Below are 14,887 nucleotides of genomic sequence, written 5' to 3' on the forward strand. Positions count from 1 at the left end.
CTGTGCCGATCACGGACAGGGGGTAAGGGAAGGGATTGCCTAGGAATTCCGGTCCCACCCAGCCGTACCATCGGATGGGTGAGAACTGGCACTGTGGACGCGACACAGGAATTGGCCGCTTTCCTGCGCGCCCGGCGGGAACGACTGGATCCGCGCGATTTCGGCCTGCCCGAGCGCAGGCAGGCCCGCCGGACCCCGGGCCTGCGCCGCGAGGAGGTCGCCGAGCTGGCCGGGGTCAGCACCGACTACATCGTGCGGCTGGAGCAGGGCCGCGGCCTGCGGCCCTCGCCGGAGGTGCTGGAGGCGCTGGCCCGCACGTTGCGCCTGGACTCCGACGAGCGCGTGTACCTGTTCGACCTGGCCCAGCAGCGCCCGCCGACCGTCGGCAAGCCGTCGACCACCGCGGCCCCGGCGCTGGGCCTGCTGGTCGCCGACCTGTCCCCGCTGCCCGCGATGCTGGTCAACCACCGCTACGACATCCTGGCCTGGAATCCGGAGATGGCGCGGCTGCTGGTCGACTTCGACACCCTGCCGCCCGCCCAGCGCAACACGATGTGGCTGTGCCTGCTGTACCCGGGCATGCCGGAGGATTTCTACGTCGACCGCGAGACCATCGTCCGCGAGGGCATCGCCGACCTGCGCGCCGCCTGGGCCGCCCACCCCGACGACCACGCCCTCGCCGACCTCATCGAGCAATTCACCTCGCAGAGCGAGGAATTCGCGCGCCTGTGGGCCAAGCGCGACGTCAAGGTCAACGGCCGCGGCCGCAAATCCATGCGCCACCCCGAGGCGGGCCTGCTAACCGTGAACTTCGAGGTCCTGATGCCCCTGCAGGACCCGGACCACCGCTTGATCATCTACCGCGCCGCCGACGCAGAATCACAAGCGGCACTGGATGTTCTGGCGGCCCCGGCCAAAAGCACGCCGGGGCAATGAGTGCCGGGAGCGCCGGGGCAATGAGTGCCGGGAGCGCCGGGGCAATGAGTGCCGGGAGTGCCGGGGCAATGAGTGTCGGGAGCGCCGGGGCAATGAGTGTCGGGAGCGCCGGGGCAATGGGTGCCGGGAGTGCCGGGGCAATGGGTGCCGGGAGCGCCGGGGCAATGAGTGTCGGGGACGCCGGGTAATGAGTGTCGGGGACGCCGGGGCAATGAGTGCCGGAGGCGCCGGGGCAATCATTGTTGGACGCGCTGGGTAATGATTGTTGGGCGCGCGCCGGGCAATCATTGTCAGACGCGCGCCGGGGCTGTGAATGTCGGGCGCGTTTGGGCGATGATTGCGGGGGTGCTGGGGCAATCATTGTCAGACGCGCGCTGAGGCAATGAATGTCGGACGCGTGCCGGGGCAGTGATTGACGGAGGTGCGCTGGGGCAATCATTGTCGGACGCGCGCCGGGTATTGAATGTCGGACGCGTGCCCAGGTAGTGATTGCTGGAGGTGCGCTGGGTGGCGGTGGGTTGTTGGCTCGGTTATCGGGTTGGGGTGTGGCGGGCGCGGGTGAGGTCGGGGGAGCGGTAGAAGGTTTCGGAGATGGTGGACAGGCGGGAGCTGTGGGCGCGGGGGCCTAGGGCGTAGAACTGTTGGAAGCTCATGATGAGGGGGCGCCAGGCGTCGGGGTCGATGCGGTCGGTGGTTCCGGCCATTCGGATGGTGTCGTGCACGTGCACCCGCTGGATGCGGGCCTCGATCACGGACACGTTGCCGGTCTGCTGTGGGTCGTCGGCGGCCAGCGGGTGGACGATGCTGACCACCGCCTCCATGGTGACCGGGCACTCGGCGACCCGCGGCGGCGAAACCGTTTCCGACGCAACGGGTGTCAGGCCCGCGGTGCCGAATTTATCGGGCTCGTAACGGTATCCGCGCTCGGCCTTGCGGGCGGAAACCGGATTCGACCCCGTGGTCAGGGCGAGCCGATCGACGGCCGGGACGAGCTCGTCCGAGGGCAGGTTCAACACGCATTCCCCGGTCCGCAGCAGGTTCTGCACCGTCTTCGACTTCGTCCCCATGCCGAGGACGGCGCGCCACCCCAGCCAGAACGCGGAGGACATCGGCGCCAGATTGGCGCTTCCGTCCTCGTTCACCGTGGAGATCAGCACGACCGGCGTGCCGAAGTACAAGATATTGGGCTCGATTCCGGTGTGAGTCATCGTCGTCGCAGTCACAGGCCAAGCCTGCAATGTCCGCTCCGCCGGGGCTGGCGGTATCCGGACAGGGCATTCTCGCCCGGCGCACGGCTTTACCCTCGACATATGCCCGGCGTTACCGGCCTTTCCGTGCCTCATGCCGTAGGTTTGCTGGGATACTTTGCAGTGGTTCCAGTGGATGCTCTCGGGATATGAGGAGGCCCGGTGACGCGAGCGCAGGACCGTGCCGTGCCGGACACGGGCGCGGATGCCGTCGATCATCCGCTGTCCGGTGCGCAAGTGCGGTGGTGGGTGGCCCAGCAGCTGTATCCCGAGGTGCCCAATACCGTTGCGTTGTACCTGGATCTGCTCGGGCCGCTCGAGGTGCCCGTGCTCGAGGCGTGTGCCGAGCGGGCGGCGCGCGAGCTGCAGTCGCCCTGGGTGCGCTTTCGCCTGGTGGACGGCCGCCCCCGGCAGTTCCTGGACCCCAACGCCTTCGGACCGCTGCGCTACGAAGACCTCCGCGACCGGCCCGATCCGGTGGGAACGGCCTCGAAAGCCATGGCCGCCGACCACGGTTCCCCGCTCGACCTGCTGACCGATCGCCTCACCACCGCCGCCCTGTACCGCGTCGCTGCCGAACATCACCTGCTCTACCTCCGTAGTCACCACATCGTGCTCGACGGAGTGGGAGCGGCCTCGGTACTGCGGCGCACGGCCGAGCTGTATCTCGAATCGGCCACCGCCGCAACGGAAACCGACGGAGCCGGGAACGGCTTTCGAGCCGGTTCGATGGTCTCCCGGCTGGGCGTGCGATCGTCGGCGCGACCCCTGTCGATTGCCGAACTACTGGAAGACGAACGCGCGTACCAGGATTCGACGCGGATGCGGGCGGATCGGGAGTATTGGCGCGAGCAGCTGCGCGAGGTGGGGCAGACCGACGGGTTCGCGGGTCGGCGGGCCGCCCCGGCGGCGATGCCGCATCGGGTGGAGGGATTCGTGTCGGCGCGCACCGCCCGGCTGTTCGCGGCGGCGCGCGGCCGGACGGGAGCCACGTTTCCGGAATTGACCGTGGCCGCCTTCGCGTGCTATCTGGCGGCCGTGACCGGGTCCGACGAGGTGGTGCTGACGCTGCCGGTGGCGGCCCGGCCGTCCGCGGCGCTGCGACGCTCGGCGGGGTCGCTGTCGAACGTGGTTCCGTTGCGAGCCACCGGGATTCGGGGCGGCACGGTGCGGGCCGCGGTCGAGCAGGTCCGGGCGCGGGTGGTGGGGGCGCTGCGGCACCAGCGCTACCGCTACGAGGATATGCAGCGCGACCGGGGCGAAAGCCATGTGGCGCGGGGCGGATTCGGGCCGGTGGTGAACGTCCTCGGCTTCATCGAGCCGCTGCGCCTGGGCCGGTCGACCGCGCAGGTGCGGCTGCTGGCCCTCGGCCCCGTCGAAGACCTGCTGCTCAACGGCTACCAGCTGGGCGCGGAGGAGGGGTCGATAAGCATTGATATGCAGGCCAATCCGGCGCTGTACTCGCAAGCGACCCTGGCCTGGCATCACGAGCGGTTCCTGGACTACCTCGAGCGATTCCTCGCCGCCGATGCGGAGCAGGTCGTTCGGGAACTGGACCCGCCGATTGTGGTGCCGACCGTCGCGCCGGTACGCACGGATCGGCTGCTACCGGATTTATTGCGCGCCAGCCTGATTCGTCAATCCAACACTCCAACCCCTCATGATTCCGGCATGCTTTTGGCCGGAATCTCACCGATGGATTCCGGCCAAAAGCACGCCGGAATCACCAGTGTCGGGCCGTCGGCGGAGGCGATAGCCCTTCAGGACGGCGACCGCACCTGGATCTACCGCCAACTCGACGAAGACTCCTCCCGTTGGGCCCGCGAGTTGATCGAATCAGGCGCAGGCCCGGGAACTTTCGTCCTCCTGGCCATCCCGCGCTCGGCCGAGTCCGTCCTGGCGCTGTGGGCGGTGGCGAAAGCCGGGGCCGCGTTCGTTCCGGTCGACCCGGCCGATCCGGCGCGCCGCCTGGCCGCGCTGGCCTCGGATTCCGGTGCGCGACTGGGCATGACAATCGCGGCCCATCGCCCCGATCTGCCCGCCGAGGTGGCCTGGCTGGTGCTGGATGACCCGTCGACGGCCGAGCGGGTCCGTCGACGGCCGAGCGATCCGATCGGGGACGACGACCGGCGCCGCACCCTGCGCCCCGATCACCCCGCCTACCTGATCTACACCTCCGGCACCACCGGAACCCCGAAGGGCGTGGCCGTCACCCATCGCGGCCTCGGCCCGCTCACCGACCACATTGTCGAACGCTATGCCGTCGACCGTGATTCGCGCGTTCTGCACGCGCACGCCTCCTCCTTCGACGCCCATCTACTGGAGCTGCTCGCCGCCTTCGCCGCCGGGGCCCGACTGGTGGTCGCGCCCCCGGACGTGGTCGCGGGCGCGGCGCTCCGACGACTGCTGACCGACGCCGAGATCACCCACTTCCTCACCACCCCGGCCGTATTGGCCACCCTCGCACCCGAAGACGTGCCCGCCCTGCGGGTGGCGGTGGTGGGCGGCGAGGCATGCCCGGCCGACCTCGCCCGCCGCTGGGCCCCGGCGCTGCGCCTGTTCAACGGCTACGGCCCCACCGAAACCACCGTCATGGCAACCCAATCCGAAGCCCTGACCCCGGGCGCCCTCGCCCCGATCGGCCGCGCCCTGCCCGGCATTTACACGCTGGTTCTCGACCCCCACCTGCGCCTGGTCCCGCCCGGTGCCCGCGGTGAGCTTTATATCGGCGGCCCCGCCTTGGCCGTGGGCTACCTCGGCCATCCCGTCACCACCGCGGAACGCTTCGTGGCCAACCCCTTCGGGGTGACGAGCAAGTCGGACGTCATAGGCGAACGGCTGTATCGCACCGGCGATCTGGTGCGGGCCGAGGTGGATGGCATGCTGGAGTTTCTCGGCCGCGCGGACGATCAGGTGAGTGTGCGCGGGCGGCGGGTGGAGCCCGCCGAGGTGGAGGCGGCCCTGGTCGCGCTGCCGGAGATCGCGCAGGCGGTGGTCGGCATGGATCACCCGGCATCCGGTCCCCGTCTCATCGGCTATGTGGTGGCCGCGGACGACACTCCGCTCGACACCGCCGATCTCGTTCGTCGGCTGCGGGATGCCTTGCCCGCCGCGCTGGTACCGGCGCAGTTGATCGCGCTGGATCGGTTGCCCGTCACCGCGCACGGCAAGGTCGATCGATCCGCGCTGCCCGCACCGGCTTTCGCGGAGCGGCCCTATCGCGCCCCCGAAACGGCGTTGCAGCGCACCATCGCCGAGCGGTTCGCCGCCGCGACCGGGGCCGCCCGGGTCGGCCTGGACGACGACTTCTTCGAGCTCGGCGGCAATTCCCTGCTGGGCGTGCCGCTGTCGGCCGATCTCGCCGTCGCCACCGGCCGCCCGGTCACCGTGCGCTGGCTCTACACCGCGCCGACCGTGCGCGAACTGGCCGACCGCATTGCCCACGACGACGGCACCGGCGCCGACGACGCGCTCGGCGTCCTGCTGACGCTGCGCCGCGGCGGCGCCGAACCACCGCTGTTCTGTGTGCATTCCGCGGTCCCGCTGGCCTGGTGCTACTCCGGCCTGGCCCGCTACATCACCGACCGGCCCGTGCTGGGCCTGCAGGCCGTGACGGGGCGGCCCCGGGCCACCATCGACGAACTCGCCGAAGGCTATGTGGCGGAGATCCTTCGGCGGCAGCCGGACGGCCCCTACCACCTGCTGGGCTGGTCGCTGGGCGGGCAGATCGCGCACGCCATCGCCGTCCGGTTGCGCGAACGCGGCTGTGCGGTAGCGGTGTTGGCCATGCTGGACAGCGTGGTGTTCCCGGAGGACATGCCGCCGCCCCCGACCCCGCGCATGCGCGACCTGCTCACCCACCTGCTCGGCGACGAACCCGAGGACGCCGACGCCCTCGCCGACCTCACCGCCGAGCAGGCCGCGGCCGAATTGGCCGCCGCCGGAGCATCGTTCGGCACCGGCCTGACCGCCGACCAGCTGACCCGCCTGCACCGCGGCTACGCCGACGGCGTCCGCCTGTCGCACGGCTACCGACCCGGCCGCTTCGACGGCGACCTGCTGTACTTCTCCGCCACCCGCGGGGTGACCGAGTCCTTCGGCGCGGACCTGTGGCGGCCCTACGTCACCGGGGAACTGGTCGAACACCCCGTCGACGCCACCCACGCCCAGCTCACCAATTCCGACGTGGTCGCCGTCATCGGTCCCGTCCTGGCCGCGCACCTGGAAGCGGTGCGATGACACCGGCCGCGACGAGAACCGGTGCGCGAACCGGCGTTCGGTGGACGGATGTGTACCGCGACCGGCGCGCCTGGGAGCGCGAGCACCCCGCGGCCGATCGCCTGACGCGCTGGGTGGACGAGCATCTGATGGCCCCGCACCCCGATCTCGGCCGCGACGGCCCGGTCTGCCCGTTCGTGCGGCACAGCATCGTCCGCCGGACCTTCTGGGCCGGGCTGGCGCCGGGCGGCGACGAGCTGACCATCCCGGCGCTGCAGCGCATCGTGGACGACGCGTTCGCCGTCTACGCCGATCTGCGCGCGGAAAACCCCTCGGAATTGCGCAGCGTGACGCTGGTGACCCTGTTCCCGGGCCTCACCCGCTGCGACCTGATCGACACCGTGCACCGGTCCCGCAAGACCGAGGCGGTGACCCACGGCCTCATGATCGGCCAGTTCTACCCCGGCTGCCCGGTCCCCGGCCTGTGGAACCGCGACTTCCGCCCCCTGGACGCGCCGGTCCCGATGCTGGTGCTGCGCAAGATGATGAGCACCGACTTCCCATTCCTGGTCGCCCGGACCGATTGGCTCTACGCCTATTTCACCCAGGTCGCCCCGGCCCTCCCCAGCAGGCTGCGCTGGGCGATAGCCGAGCGGATGCGGATGGACGGTCCCGCGGTCGGCGAGATCACCGCGCTGCGAGCGCATTCCACCGGGGAACACGCCACATGACAACCCCGGTCTCGGCGCCGCAATGGTGGGATACTCCCCTCATGCACCGGCTGCTGCGCTGCCTGGCCGTCCTGTTCGCCGCATTCGCCTTCGCGATGCCCGCGGCGGCGGCCGCCGATCCCGGCGACGGATCGGCCATTCTCGATGTGCAGTCGCTGGGTGGTCGCCAATACAACGTGACCGTCTACTCCGCGGCCATGAACAAGCCTGTCACCGTGTGGGTTTCGCATCCGGACGGGCCCGCGCCCACGCTGTATCTGCTCAACGCGGTCGACGGCGGCGAGACCGGCGGCCCCTGGACCGCCCGCACCGACGTCGCCGGATTCTTCGCCGACAAGCCGGTGAATGTGGTGGTGCCGATGGGCGGCCGCGCCAGTTACTACACCGACTGGGTGGCCGACGATCCGGTGCTGGGCCGCAACAAGTGGTCCACCTTCCTGCTGCACGAGCTGCCGCCGCTGCTACAGGCTCGCTTCCAGACCAACGGCCGCAATGCCGTTGCGGGAACGTCGATGTCGGCCACCTCGGCGCTGGACCTGGCCATCGAGGCGCCGGGCATGTACCAGGCCGTCGGCTCCTACAGCGGCTGCCCCCGCACCAGCGATATCGCGTCCCGCGCCTACGTCCATTCGCAGCTGGGGCTTTTCGGCGCCAATGCCGACAATATGTGGGGCGGCCCCGACAATCCGGCCTGGCCCGCGCACGACCCGGTGGTCAATGCCGACCGGTTGCGCGGTGTGGCCCTATATGTTTCGTCCGGCAACGGCGGCGCGGGCATCCACGACACCCTGTTCGATCCCTCCATCGGCGGCAACCCGATGAAGCTCGCCGACCGCCTGGCGGTGGGCGGCAGCATGGAGTCGATCGTCGCGGTGTGCACCAGGGAATTGCTGGATCGTCTTGCCGCCCTGGGCATTCCGGCCACGGCCGTCAGTCGGGCAGGCACCCACGCCTGGCCATACTGGCAGGACGACGTGCACGACTCGTGGCCGGTGTTCGCCGCCGCGCTGGGGGTGTGAGCGGGCTCAGCCGCGCACCTGGCGGCGATAGGTGACCTTGTCGAATTCGCGGCCGTACTCGTCGACCGCGACCACATCCATCTCGCTGGCGAAGAACCCCGGCCGCACATCGACCCGGATGAAGGAGTAGTTGCGGAAACGCACCCGCGACCAGGGCGCGTCCTCGGCCTTCTTGGTCCCGTCCGGGGTCCATACGTAACTGTTGGGCACATCGGTGTCGGTGACCTCGTGGCCGCGATAGGTCTCCGGCGAGCCGGGCTGGAACCCGTAGCGCGGCCGACCGCCGCCGCCCACCGTGTAGTAGACGGTGCCGTCGGTGTCGGGGTAGACGATGGAATTGTCGCCCGCCACCTTGGTCGCCCGCCCGGCGCGGATCGGGTCGGTGCGCTCGAACACGTGATTGTGGCCCTGCAGCACCAGATCCACCCGGTAGCGGTCGAACAGCGCGCACCAGGCGTCGCGCACCCCGCCGTCGCTGGCGTGCGAATCGGTGGTCGAATACGCGCAGTGGTGGAAGAAGCAGACGATGAAGTCGATGGCCGGATTCGCCCGATAGGCCGCGAGAGTCCGCTCCACCCAACCGGTCTGGGCGCCGCCGGAATAACCGGTATTGGCCCGGATCTCATAGGAGATGTCATTGGCGTCCAGCGACAGCACCGCCACATTGCCGTAGCCGAACGAGTACGCCGACGGGCAGCCCGCCGGGCCGTTGCCCGGAAAGTCCAGGCGCGCAAGGTGTCCGCCGTAGCCGTGGGTGTCGTAGGCGGCCTCCATGTCGTGATTGCCGGTGGCGAACATCCACGGCGTGCTCGCGGCGTTGCGTTCGATCGCGCCCAGATACGCGTCCCACACATACGGGTTGAACCTGTCGAAACCCTTGGGCGCCTTGCTCCCCGAGGGCGCGAACCGCGGCGTCCGGCCCGCGCCGTCGGGGTCGGCGTAGGCGATGTCACCGGCGAGGATGTGGAAATCCGGTCGGGCGGCGTCGATCTGGCGCAGCACATTGTCCGCGTGCGGCGCGGTCGGATCGTTGTCGGGCTTGTAGTACCTGTCGTCGTAGTCGCCGGGCGCCAGGCCCGGGGGTTGCGTCGGGGTGGCGTCGGTGCCCTGGTCGCCCATCATCGTGAAGCGGAAGGGCAGCACGGCATCTCGCGCCGTCGGCATGGCCGTCCAGGCGGAGGCGATCTCACCGGTGAAGCCGTCGGCGGTGCGCCACCGGTAGAAGTGCGGCATCCGGCCCGGCAGCCCGTCCACCGGCGCGTGCACATAGAACTGCTCGGCCGCCAATACGCCGCCGTCGGTGGTGGGGAGCTGGGTCACCAGGTTGCGCACCTGCGCCTCGGTCGTCGCGCCCAGCGCGGGGGTGGGGCCGTGATCGAGGAACACCTTGGTGCCATTGGGATTTCGGGACAGCTGCGCGGCGAATCGAAGCTGACCCGCCGCGTCCGCGCCGTATCCGACGTGCCGTCCCGCCACCGCCAGCCCGGCGTCGTCGGCGTAGGCGCGGCCCGCGAACGGAGACGTCCCGACCGCCGCCACCGCCGCGGCGGCCGCCGAACCACGCAGGAAGTTGCGGCGCGTCACGGCGCGGCGGCGCAGGTACTCCCGGTGCCACTCGTGCTGTTCGGCCATGGTCATGGCGGCGGCGAGCGGTTCGGGAATCCCGGTGTCGGGGACATCGCCGGGCGGGTTCAGACGAATCGACGGCATGTCGTTGGATATTTGTCCAAATCCGGGGTGCGGGGCAACTCGGATCGGCCCGGCACCCGCAAATTCTTGGTGAACTTTGCGTGCCGGAGGGCGGGAACGATCGTCGCGTACCATTCGTGGACGAGCGACCGATCGGGATGGAATGTATGCCGGAACTCGTTGACGCGCAGGCGCTTGCCGCGCGGATCGCCGCGGAGCTGACCGGGCCGGGCGGCCCGTTCGAGACGACCGTCGAGCCGGTGCTCGGCGTCTCGATGCCGGTACTGCGCCACCGGTTCCGTTCCCTGCGCGAACTGCTGGATTCCTCGCTGGCCTGGGGCGATCGCGACTACCTGGTGACCGCGGAGCGCCGCCTGTCCTATGCCGGGCACGCCCGGGAGGTCGGGGCGCTCGCGCGGGCGCTGGCGCAGCGGTACGGGATCGGCAGGGGCGACCGGGTCGGGATCTTTGCCGCCAACACGCCCGAATGGGTGGTCACGTTCTGGGCGGCGCAGTGCCTGGGCGCGATCGCGGTCGGATACAACGGGTGGTGGTCGGCCCGCGAGATCGCCTACGGGCTCGAGCACACCCGGCCGTCCGTCGTGATCGCCGATGCCAAGCGGGCGGCGGTACTGGCCGAGGCGTGGCGCGAGACCGGGACCGAGGTGCCGGTGCTCACCATGGCGGACGACCTGCCCGGGCTGATCGCCGACCACCCGGGGGAGCTTCCGGCCGCCGTCCCCGTGGACGAGGACGATCCGGCGGTCATCCTCTACACCAGCGGCACCACCGGGCGGCCCAAGGGCGTGGTGCACGCGCATCGCAGCCTGATCGCCGTCAGCGACTTCTATCGCTTCGGCGAGGCCAGCACCGAGAACCTCGCCCGCCGCGCGGCCGACCCGGACGCGCCGCTCGTGCTGCCCGTCCCGAACCGGAAGCGGTATCTGCTGTCGTCACCGCTGTTCCACATCGCGAGCCTGCACAATCTGGTGGTGCCGCGGCTGGGCAGCGGCGCCGCGGTCGTCATGCATCAGGGCGCGTTCGACGTGGATCGGGTGCTGCGCCTGGTGGAACGGGAGCGGGTCACCAACTGGGGCGCGGTCCCGACCATGATCAGCCGAATGCTCGAGCGGGATCTGTCGGGCTACGACCTGTCCGCGCTGACGGCGGTGTCGCTCAATACCGCGCCCTCCTCGCCGGTATTGCAGCGGCGGTTGCGCGAACGGCTGCCCGCCGCACGGGGTTCCGTGGTCACCAGCTACGGCCTCACCGAATGCGGCACGGCCGCAACGATTGCCACGCCCGCCGAGCTCGTCGCGCAGCCGGAGACGGTGGGGCGGCCGATCTTCGGCGTGGCGATCGAGATTCGCGACGGCGAGGGCACGGTCCTCGCCGAGGGCGAGGAGGGCGAGGTCTGGGTGCGCGGGCCGTACCTGATGCTCGGCTACTGGAACGACGAGGCCGCCACCGCCGCGGCCTTCGACGCCGAACGCTGGTTGCGCACCGGCGATTTCGGCGTCCTCGAGGACGGCCGCCTGCGCCTGTCCGGCCGCCGCACCGACCTGATCCTCCGGGGCGGGGAGAACGTCTACCCCGTCGAAATCGAGAACGTCCTCGACGAACACCCGAAGGTCCTGGAGTCCGCCGTCCTCGGCATCCCCCACGAAGACCTCGGCCAACAGGTCGCCGCCATCGTGGTCGCCGCCGACCCGACGGCCCTCACCGAATCCGACCTGACGGCATTCGTCGCCGCCCGCCTGGCCTATTTCAAGGTCCCGGCCCGCTGGCGAATCACCACAGAACCATTGCCCCGCAACGCAACCGGGAAGGTACTTCGCCGAGACCTCACGATTTGATCCCGGCCAAAAACATGCCGGGATCATGGGTGTGGGCGCGCCGGGGTCATGGGTGGAGGTGCGCCGGATCGTGAGAAGTCGGCGCGCCGGGATCATGGGTGGAGGCGCGCTCGGATCATGAGTGGGGCGCGCCGGGATCGTGAGAAACTGCCTTGGTCCTGGCGTGTCCTACCGTCCTGGTCCCGGTGTGTCCAACCGTCCTGGTCCCGGCGTGCCCGACCGTCTTGATCCCGGCGTGCCCGACCGTCTTGATCCCGGCGTGCCCGACCGTCTTGATCCCGGCGTGCCCGACCGTCTTGATCCCGGCGTGCCCGACCGTCTTGATCCCGGCGTGCCCGACCGTCTTGATCCCGGCGTGCTTTTGGCCGGGATCATCCGCGCCCACGGGTCAGGTCGTCGGTGTCATGGGTCGAGTACACCGGCTGGCGCGCAGACTTCCCATGGTCGTGACGCTCGCCCGCATAAGCGAGCGTCTACCACCTTGTCGCGCATTCATTCGCAGCACGCGCTACTGTGACTGCCGCCACATATTCCGGGGGCCGATGCTGAAGGATCGCGAATCGATGGGGTTATCGAGGGCAAGTGGTGCGATTGTCGGGGTCGCCGTGCTGACGGCGGCCGTGCTCGGACAGGCCGTGGCCGCGGCCGAGCCGTCGGGCACGCCGAGCGTTCAGGTCGATCGGGCCCAGATCGATGGCGGCTTCGTCGTCATGGCCCTGACCTATTCCTGCCCGACGCAGTGGGCCGACGCGGACAAACGCGCCGCCCGCGTGGTCTCGGCCGTCGTGCAGGGCGGCGTGCGCGCCGACATCGAGACCGGCGACCTGTGGTGCGACGGCGAGCCACATGCCATCTACACCAATCCGTTCGGCGGGAGTGGCTGGCGGCGGTTCAGGCCGGGCGACGCCGATGTCGAGGCCCAGCTGTACAAGGGCACCGACATGCGGCGGGTGCCGGAGGCCGAGCATCATCGCTCGTTACAGCTAGGCTGAGCCCCGTGCCGCGATTCGAGGCGACCATCCGTTCCGCGCCCGGCGGCGGGGCCTACGTACCCGTCCCCGCCGAGGTGATCGACGCGCTCGGCGGCGCTGGCCGCATCCCGGTGCGCGCCACCTTCGACGGCCTCGACTACACCGGATCCATCACCTCCATGGGCGACGGCCCGTGCCTGGGCATGCTGAAGAGCATCCGCGACGAACTCGGCAAGGGCGCCGGTGATTCCGTCGTCGTCACCGTCGAGCGCGACACCGCCGAGCGCACAGTCGAAGTCCCCGACGATCTGGCCGCGGCCCTCACCGCCGCCGGACTCCGCACCGCCTTCGACGCGCTGTCCTACTCCCGCCGCCGCGAATACGTCCGATCGGTCACCGGCGCCAAGCGTCCGGACACACGGACGCGGCGGATCACCGCCGTGATCGACGCATTGAGCTAGGACCGAGCCGCCTCGGCCTCACCCCGGCAGCGGCAGAAATTCGACCCGCGTCCCGTCCGTCGCACCGGCCGGAACCACAACCAGGCCGTCGCGGTGCAGCAGGCCCGCCAGATGGGCCGTGCGAATATTCGGATCGCCGATCCAACCGCCCTCGGCCACCGCGCGGGCCGGGACGATTCGTGATACGGGACCGGATATTTCGCTCGCATTGTGCAGCGGGCCCACGGTGTTTCGCGCCGGGATACGCCCGGTCAGCCCGTCCACGATGGCGGGCGACAGCGCCAGCAGCGTCGCGACCGCCGCGAACGGATTGCCCGGCAGCCCCAGAACGACCGTTCCGCCGCCGGTTTCGGCGACCACGGTGGAACCCCCGGGCCGTAATCGCAGGCGGTGCACCAGGATCCGGGCGTTCGTGCGGTCCAGGGCATCGCGCAGCTGATCGGCCGCGCCGCCGCCGGTCGCGCCGACGATCACCAGCAACTCGCAATCGACCGCGGCGGAGAGGACTTCGTCGAACCCGTTGGGGGTGTCGCGCAGGTGCACCCGGTCCAGCGGATGAATCCCGAACCGGGACAGCAGATCCGGCAGGACCGGGCCCAGGGAGTCGCGGGTCTGGCCGGTGTGCAGCGGGCCCTCGCTGCGAATCTCGTCGCCGGTCATCACGATTCGCGCCCGCACCGGCCCGCGCACGGCGGCGGCGGCGACCTCCGCGGCCGTCGCCGCCGACAGCAGGGCGGCGGAAACCGGGGTGCCCTCGGGGGCGATGACGTCGCCGGGCTGCCAGTCCTCGCCCCGGCGGCGGACGTCGTCGCGAATCGGGCTGTCCGGCAGGCGATGCAGCAGCCCGTCCGCATCGACCCGGACGAACTCGTCGCGCACCACCGCGCCGGTGCCCTCCGGCACGTGCGCGCCGGTGGCGATGCGGACCGCCTCCCCGGCCAGCAGTCCGACCGGTCGCCGACCGCCCGCGAAACCCACGTCGTGGCGCAGCCGCCAGGGGCCGTCACCGGCGACGGCGTAACCGTCCATGGCCGACACGTCGAAGCGCGGCAGCGCCTCGACGGCGGTCAGCGGCGCCGCCAGGGCCGCGCCGGGCGCCGAGCGCAGCGTCACCTGCCGGGCGGGAAGCCGGGATATGCTGCGGCGCAGCATGCTTCGTGCCTCGTCGAGGGCGAGCGGGGCGGAGTTGGCGCGGGCGCGGCGCACATCGTCGGGGGTGTCGCAATCGGCGGCGCCGGGCAGCGGCACCATCATCGTGCCCACCGGGACCAGGGCCTTCATCGGCTGATTCACCAGCGAGTCCAGCCGTTCCAGCCCGGTCAGCAGCGCGGTGCGCCGCCACACGCCGACCAGATACTGCGGCCGTCCGGACTCGTCGGCGGCGAAGACCGCGTCGGCGCCGGATTCGGTTGCGTGCCCGATCAATTCGTCGACCGCGGCGACGGTCAGGAACGGCAGATCGGCGGCCAGCACCACCACCAGATCGGCGGGGAAATCGCATTCGTCCAGCGCGCGCAGCCCGGTCGCGATCGCGGCGACCGGACCCGACCCGGCGGGTACCTCCTGCACCTGCCGCAGCTGCGGGCCCAGGCCTGGCCGATGCGGGCCGACCACCACCGTGCGGGTGCACGAGGCCACCGCCGACAGCGCGGCATCCAGCATGGATTGCCCGCCGATCACGATTCCGGGTTTGTCCACCCCGCCCATTCGCGTGGCCCGGCCCCCGGCGAGCACGATCGCGTCGACGGTGATCACGAGC

The 14,887-nt window shown here is 70.6% G+C and carries 11 protein-coding genes; 7 read left to right on the plus strand and 4 right to left on the minus strand.

The genetic code is table 11. From position 1 onward, the window contains the following. Positions 1-78 precede the first annotated feature (78 nt). On the plus strand, positions 79-936 hold the full coding sequence (locus HPY32_RS27935) for a helix-turn-helix transcriptional regulator (protein ID WP_067577223.1): 858 nt from the start codon (positions 79-81) through the stop codon (positions 934-936). A 530-nt stretch (positions 937-1,466) separates the two neighbouring features. Here the strand turns inward: HPY32_RS27935 and HPY32_RS27940 are convergent. After that, positions 1,467-2,159 carry a flavin reductase family protein gene (locus HPY32_RS27940; protein WP_231951263.1) on the minus strand — a complete coding sequence of 231 codons (693 nt, stop codon included), beginning with the start codon at positions 2,157-2,159 and terminating at the stop codon, positions 1,467-1,469. Between the two features lie 186 nt (positions 2,160-2,345). Between HPY32_RS27940 and HPY32_RS27945 the strand changes: the two genes are divergently transcribed. The 3 genes from HPY32_RS27945 to HPY32_RS27955 are packed head-to-tail and all read left to right on the plus strand — an operon-like array spanning position 2,346 to position 8,151. Beyond that, a complete protein-coding gene (locus tag HPY32_RS27945) occupies positions 2,346-6,422 on the plus strand; it encodes a non-ribosomal peptide synthetase (RefSeq protein WP_082870450.1) in 4,077 nt (1,358 codons plus the stop codon). A gap of 50 nt (positions 6,423-6,472) precedes the next feature. After that, on the plus strand, positions 6,473-7,132 hold the full coding sequence (locus HPY32_RS27950; RefSeq protein ID WP_231951264.1) for a DUF6875 domain-containing protein: 660 nt from the start codon (positions 6,473-6,475) through the stop codon (positions 7,130-7,132). Between the two features lie 41 nt (positions 7,133-7,173). Next, positions 7,174-8,151 (plus strand): alpha/beta hydrolase, encoded by a 978-nt coding sequence (locus tag HPY32_RS27955; RefSeq protein ID WP_067577229.1) that lies wholly within the window; start codon positions 7,174-7,176, stop codon positions 8,149-8,151. A gap of 6 nt (positions 8,152-8,157) precedes the next feature. Here the strand turns inward: HPY32_RS27955 and HPY32_RS27960 are convergent, their stop codons facing one another. Next, a complete protein-coding gene (locus HPY32_RS27960) occupies positions 8,158-9,861 on the minus strand; it encodes a metallophosphoesterase (RefSeq protein WP_067577231.1) in 1,704 nt (567 codons plus the stop codon). A 146-nt stretch (positions 9,862-10,007) separates the two neighbouring features. On the opposite strand from HPY32_RS27960, the gene casG reads away from it, so the two are divergent. After that, positions 10,008-11,696: a steroid-24-oyl-CoA synthetase gene (casG, locus tag HPY32_RS27965; protein WP_067584147.1), complete on the plus strand. Its 1,689-nt coding sequence runs from the start codon at positions 10,008-10,010 to the stop codon at positions 11,694-11,696. Positions 11,697-11,811: 115 nt separating this feature from the next. Here casG and HPY32_RS27970 read toward each other — a convergent pair whose 3' ends face one another. Beyond that, complete coding sequence (locus tag HPY32_RS27970) at positions 11,812-12,081, minus strand: hypothetical protein (protein ID WP_171983077.1); 270 nt, start codon at positions 12,079-12,081, stop codon at positions 11,812-11,814. Positions 12,082-12,259: 178 nt separating this feature from the next. Between HPY32_RS27970 and HPY32_RS27975 the strand changes: the two genes are divergently transcribed. Both HPY32_RS27975 and HPY32_RS27980 read left to right on the plus strand, forming a co-directional pair. Further along, positions 12,260-12,688, plus strand: coding sequence for a hypothetical protein (locus HPY32_RS27975; RefSeq protein WP_156673771.1), 429 nt, complete (start codon positions 12,260-12,262; stop codon positions 12,686-12,688). Between the two features lie 5 nt (positions 12,689-12,693). Continuing rightward, on the plus strand, positions 12,694-13,128 hold the full coding sequence (locus HPY32_RS27980; RefSeq protein ID WP_067577235.1) for a YdeI/OmpD-associated family protein: 435 nt from the start codon (positions 12,694-12,696) through the stop codon (positions 13,126-13,128). 18 nt (positions 13,129-13,146) lie between these two features. On the opposite strand, the gene HPY32_RS27985 is transcribed toward HPY32_RS27980, so the two are convergent. Further along, entirely contained in the window at positions 13,147-14,883 is a 1,737-nt protein-coding gene (locus HPY32_RS27985) for an NTP transferase domain-containing protein (protein WP_082870452.1), read from the minus strand. Positions 14,884-14,887: the final 4 nt, after the last annotated feature.

The sequence above is a fragment of the Nocardia terpenica genome (assembly GCF_013186535.1).
Taxonomy (GTDB): domain Bacteria; phylum Actinomycetota; class Actinomycetes; order Mycobacteriales; family Mycobacteriaceae; genus Nocardia; species Nocardia terpenica.

Bases quoted from the DNA above. Each gene is read 5' to 3' on its own strand.
- casG (WP_067584147.1), top strand. From the start codon at position 10,008: ATGCCGGAACTCGTTGACGCGCAGGCGCTTGCCGCGCGGATCGCCGCG.
- HPY32_RS27960 (WP_067577231.1), bottom strand. From the start codon at position 9,861: ATGCCGTCGATTCGTCTGAACCCGCCCGGCGATGTCCCCGACACCGGG.
- HPY32_RS27975 (WP_156673771.1), top strand. From the start codon at position 12,260: ATGGGGTTATCGAGGGCAAGTGGTGCGATTGTCGGGGTCGCCGTGCTG.
- HPY32_RS27955 (WP_067577229.1), top strand. From the start codon at position 7,174: ATGCACCGGCTGCTGCGCTGCCTGGCCGTCCTGTTCGCCGCATTCGCC.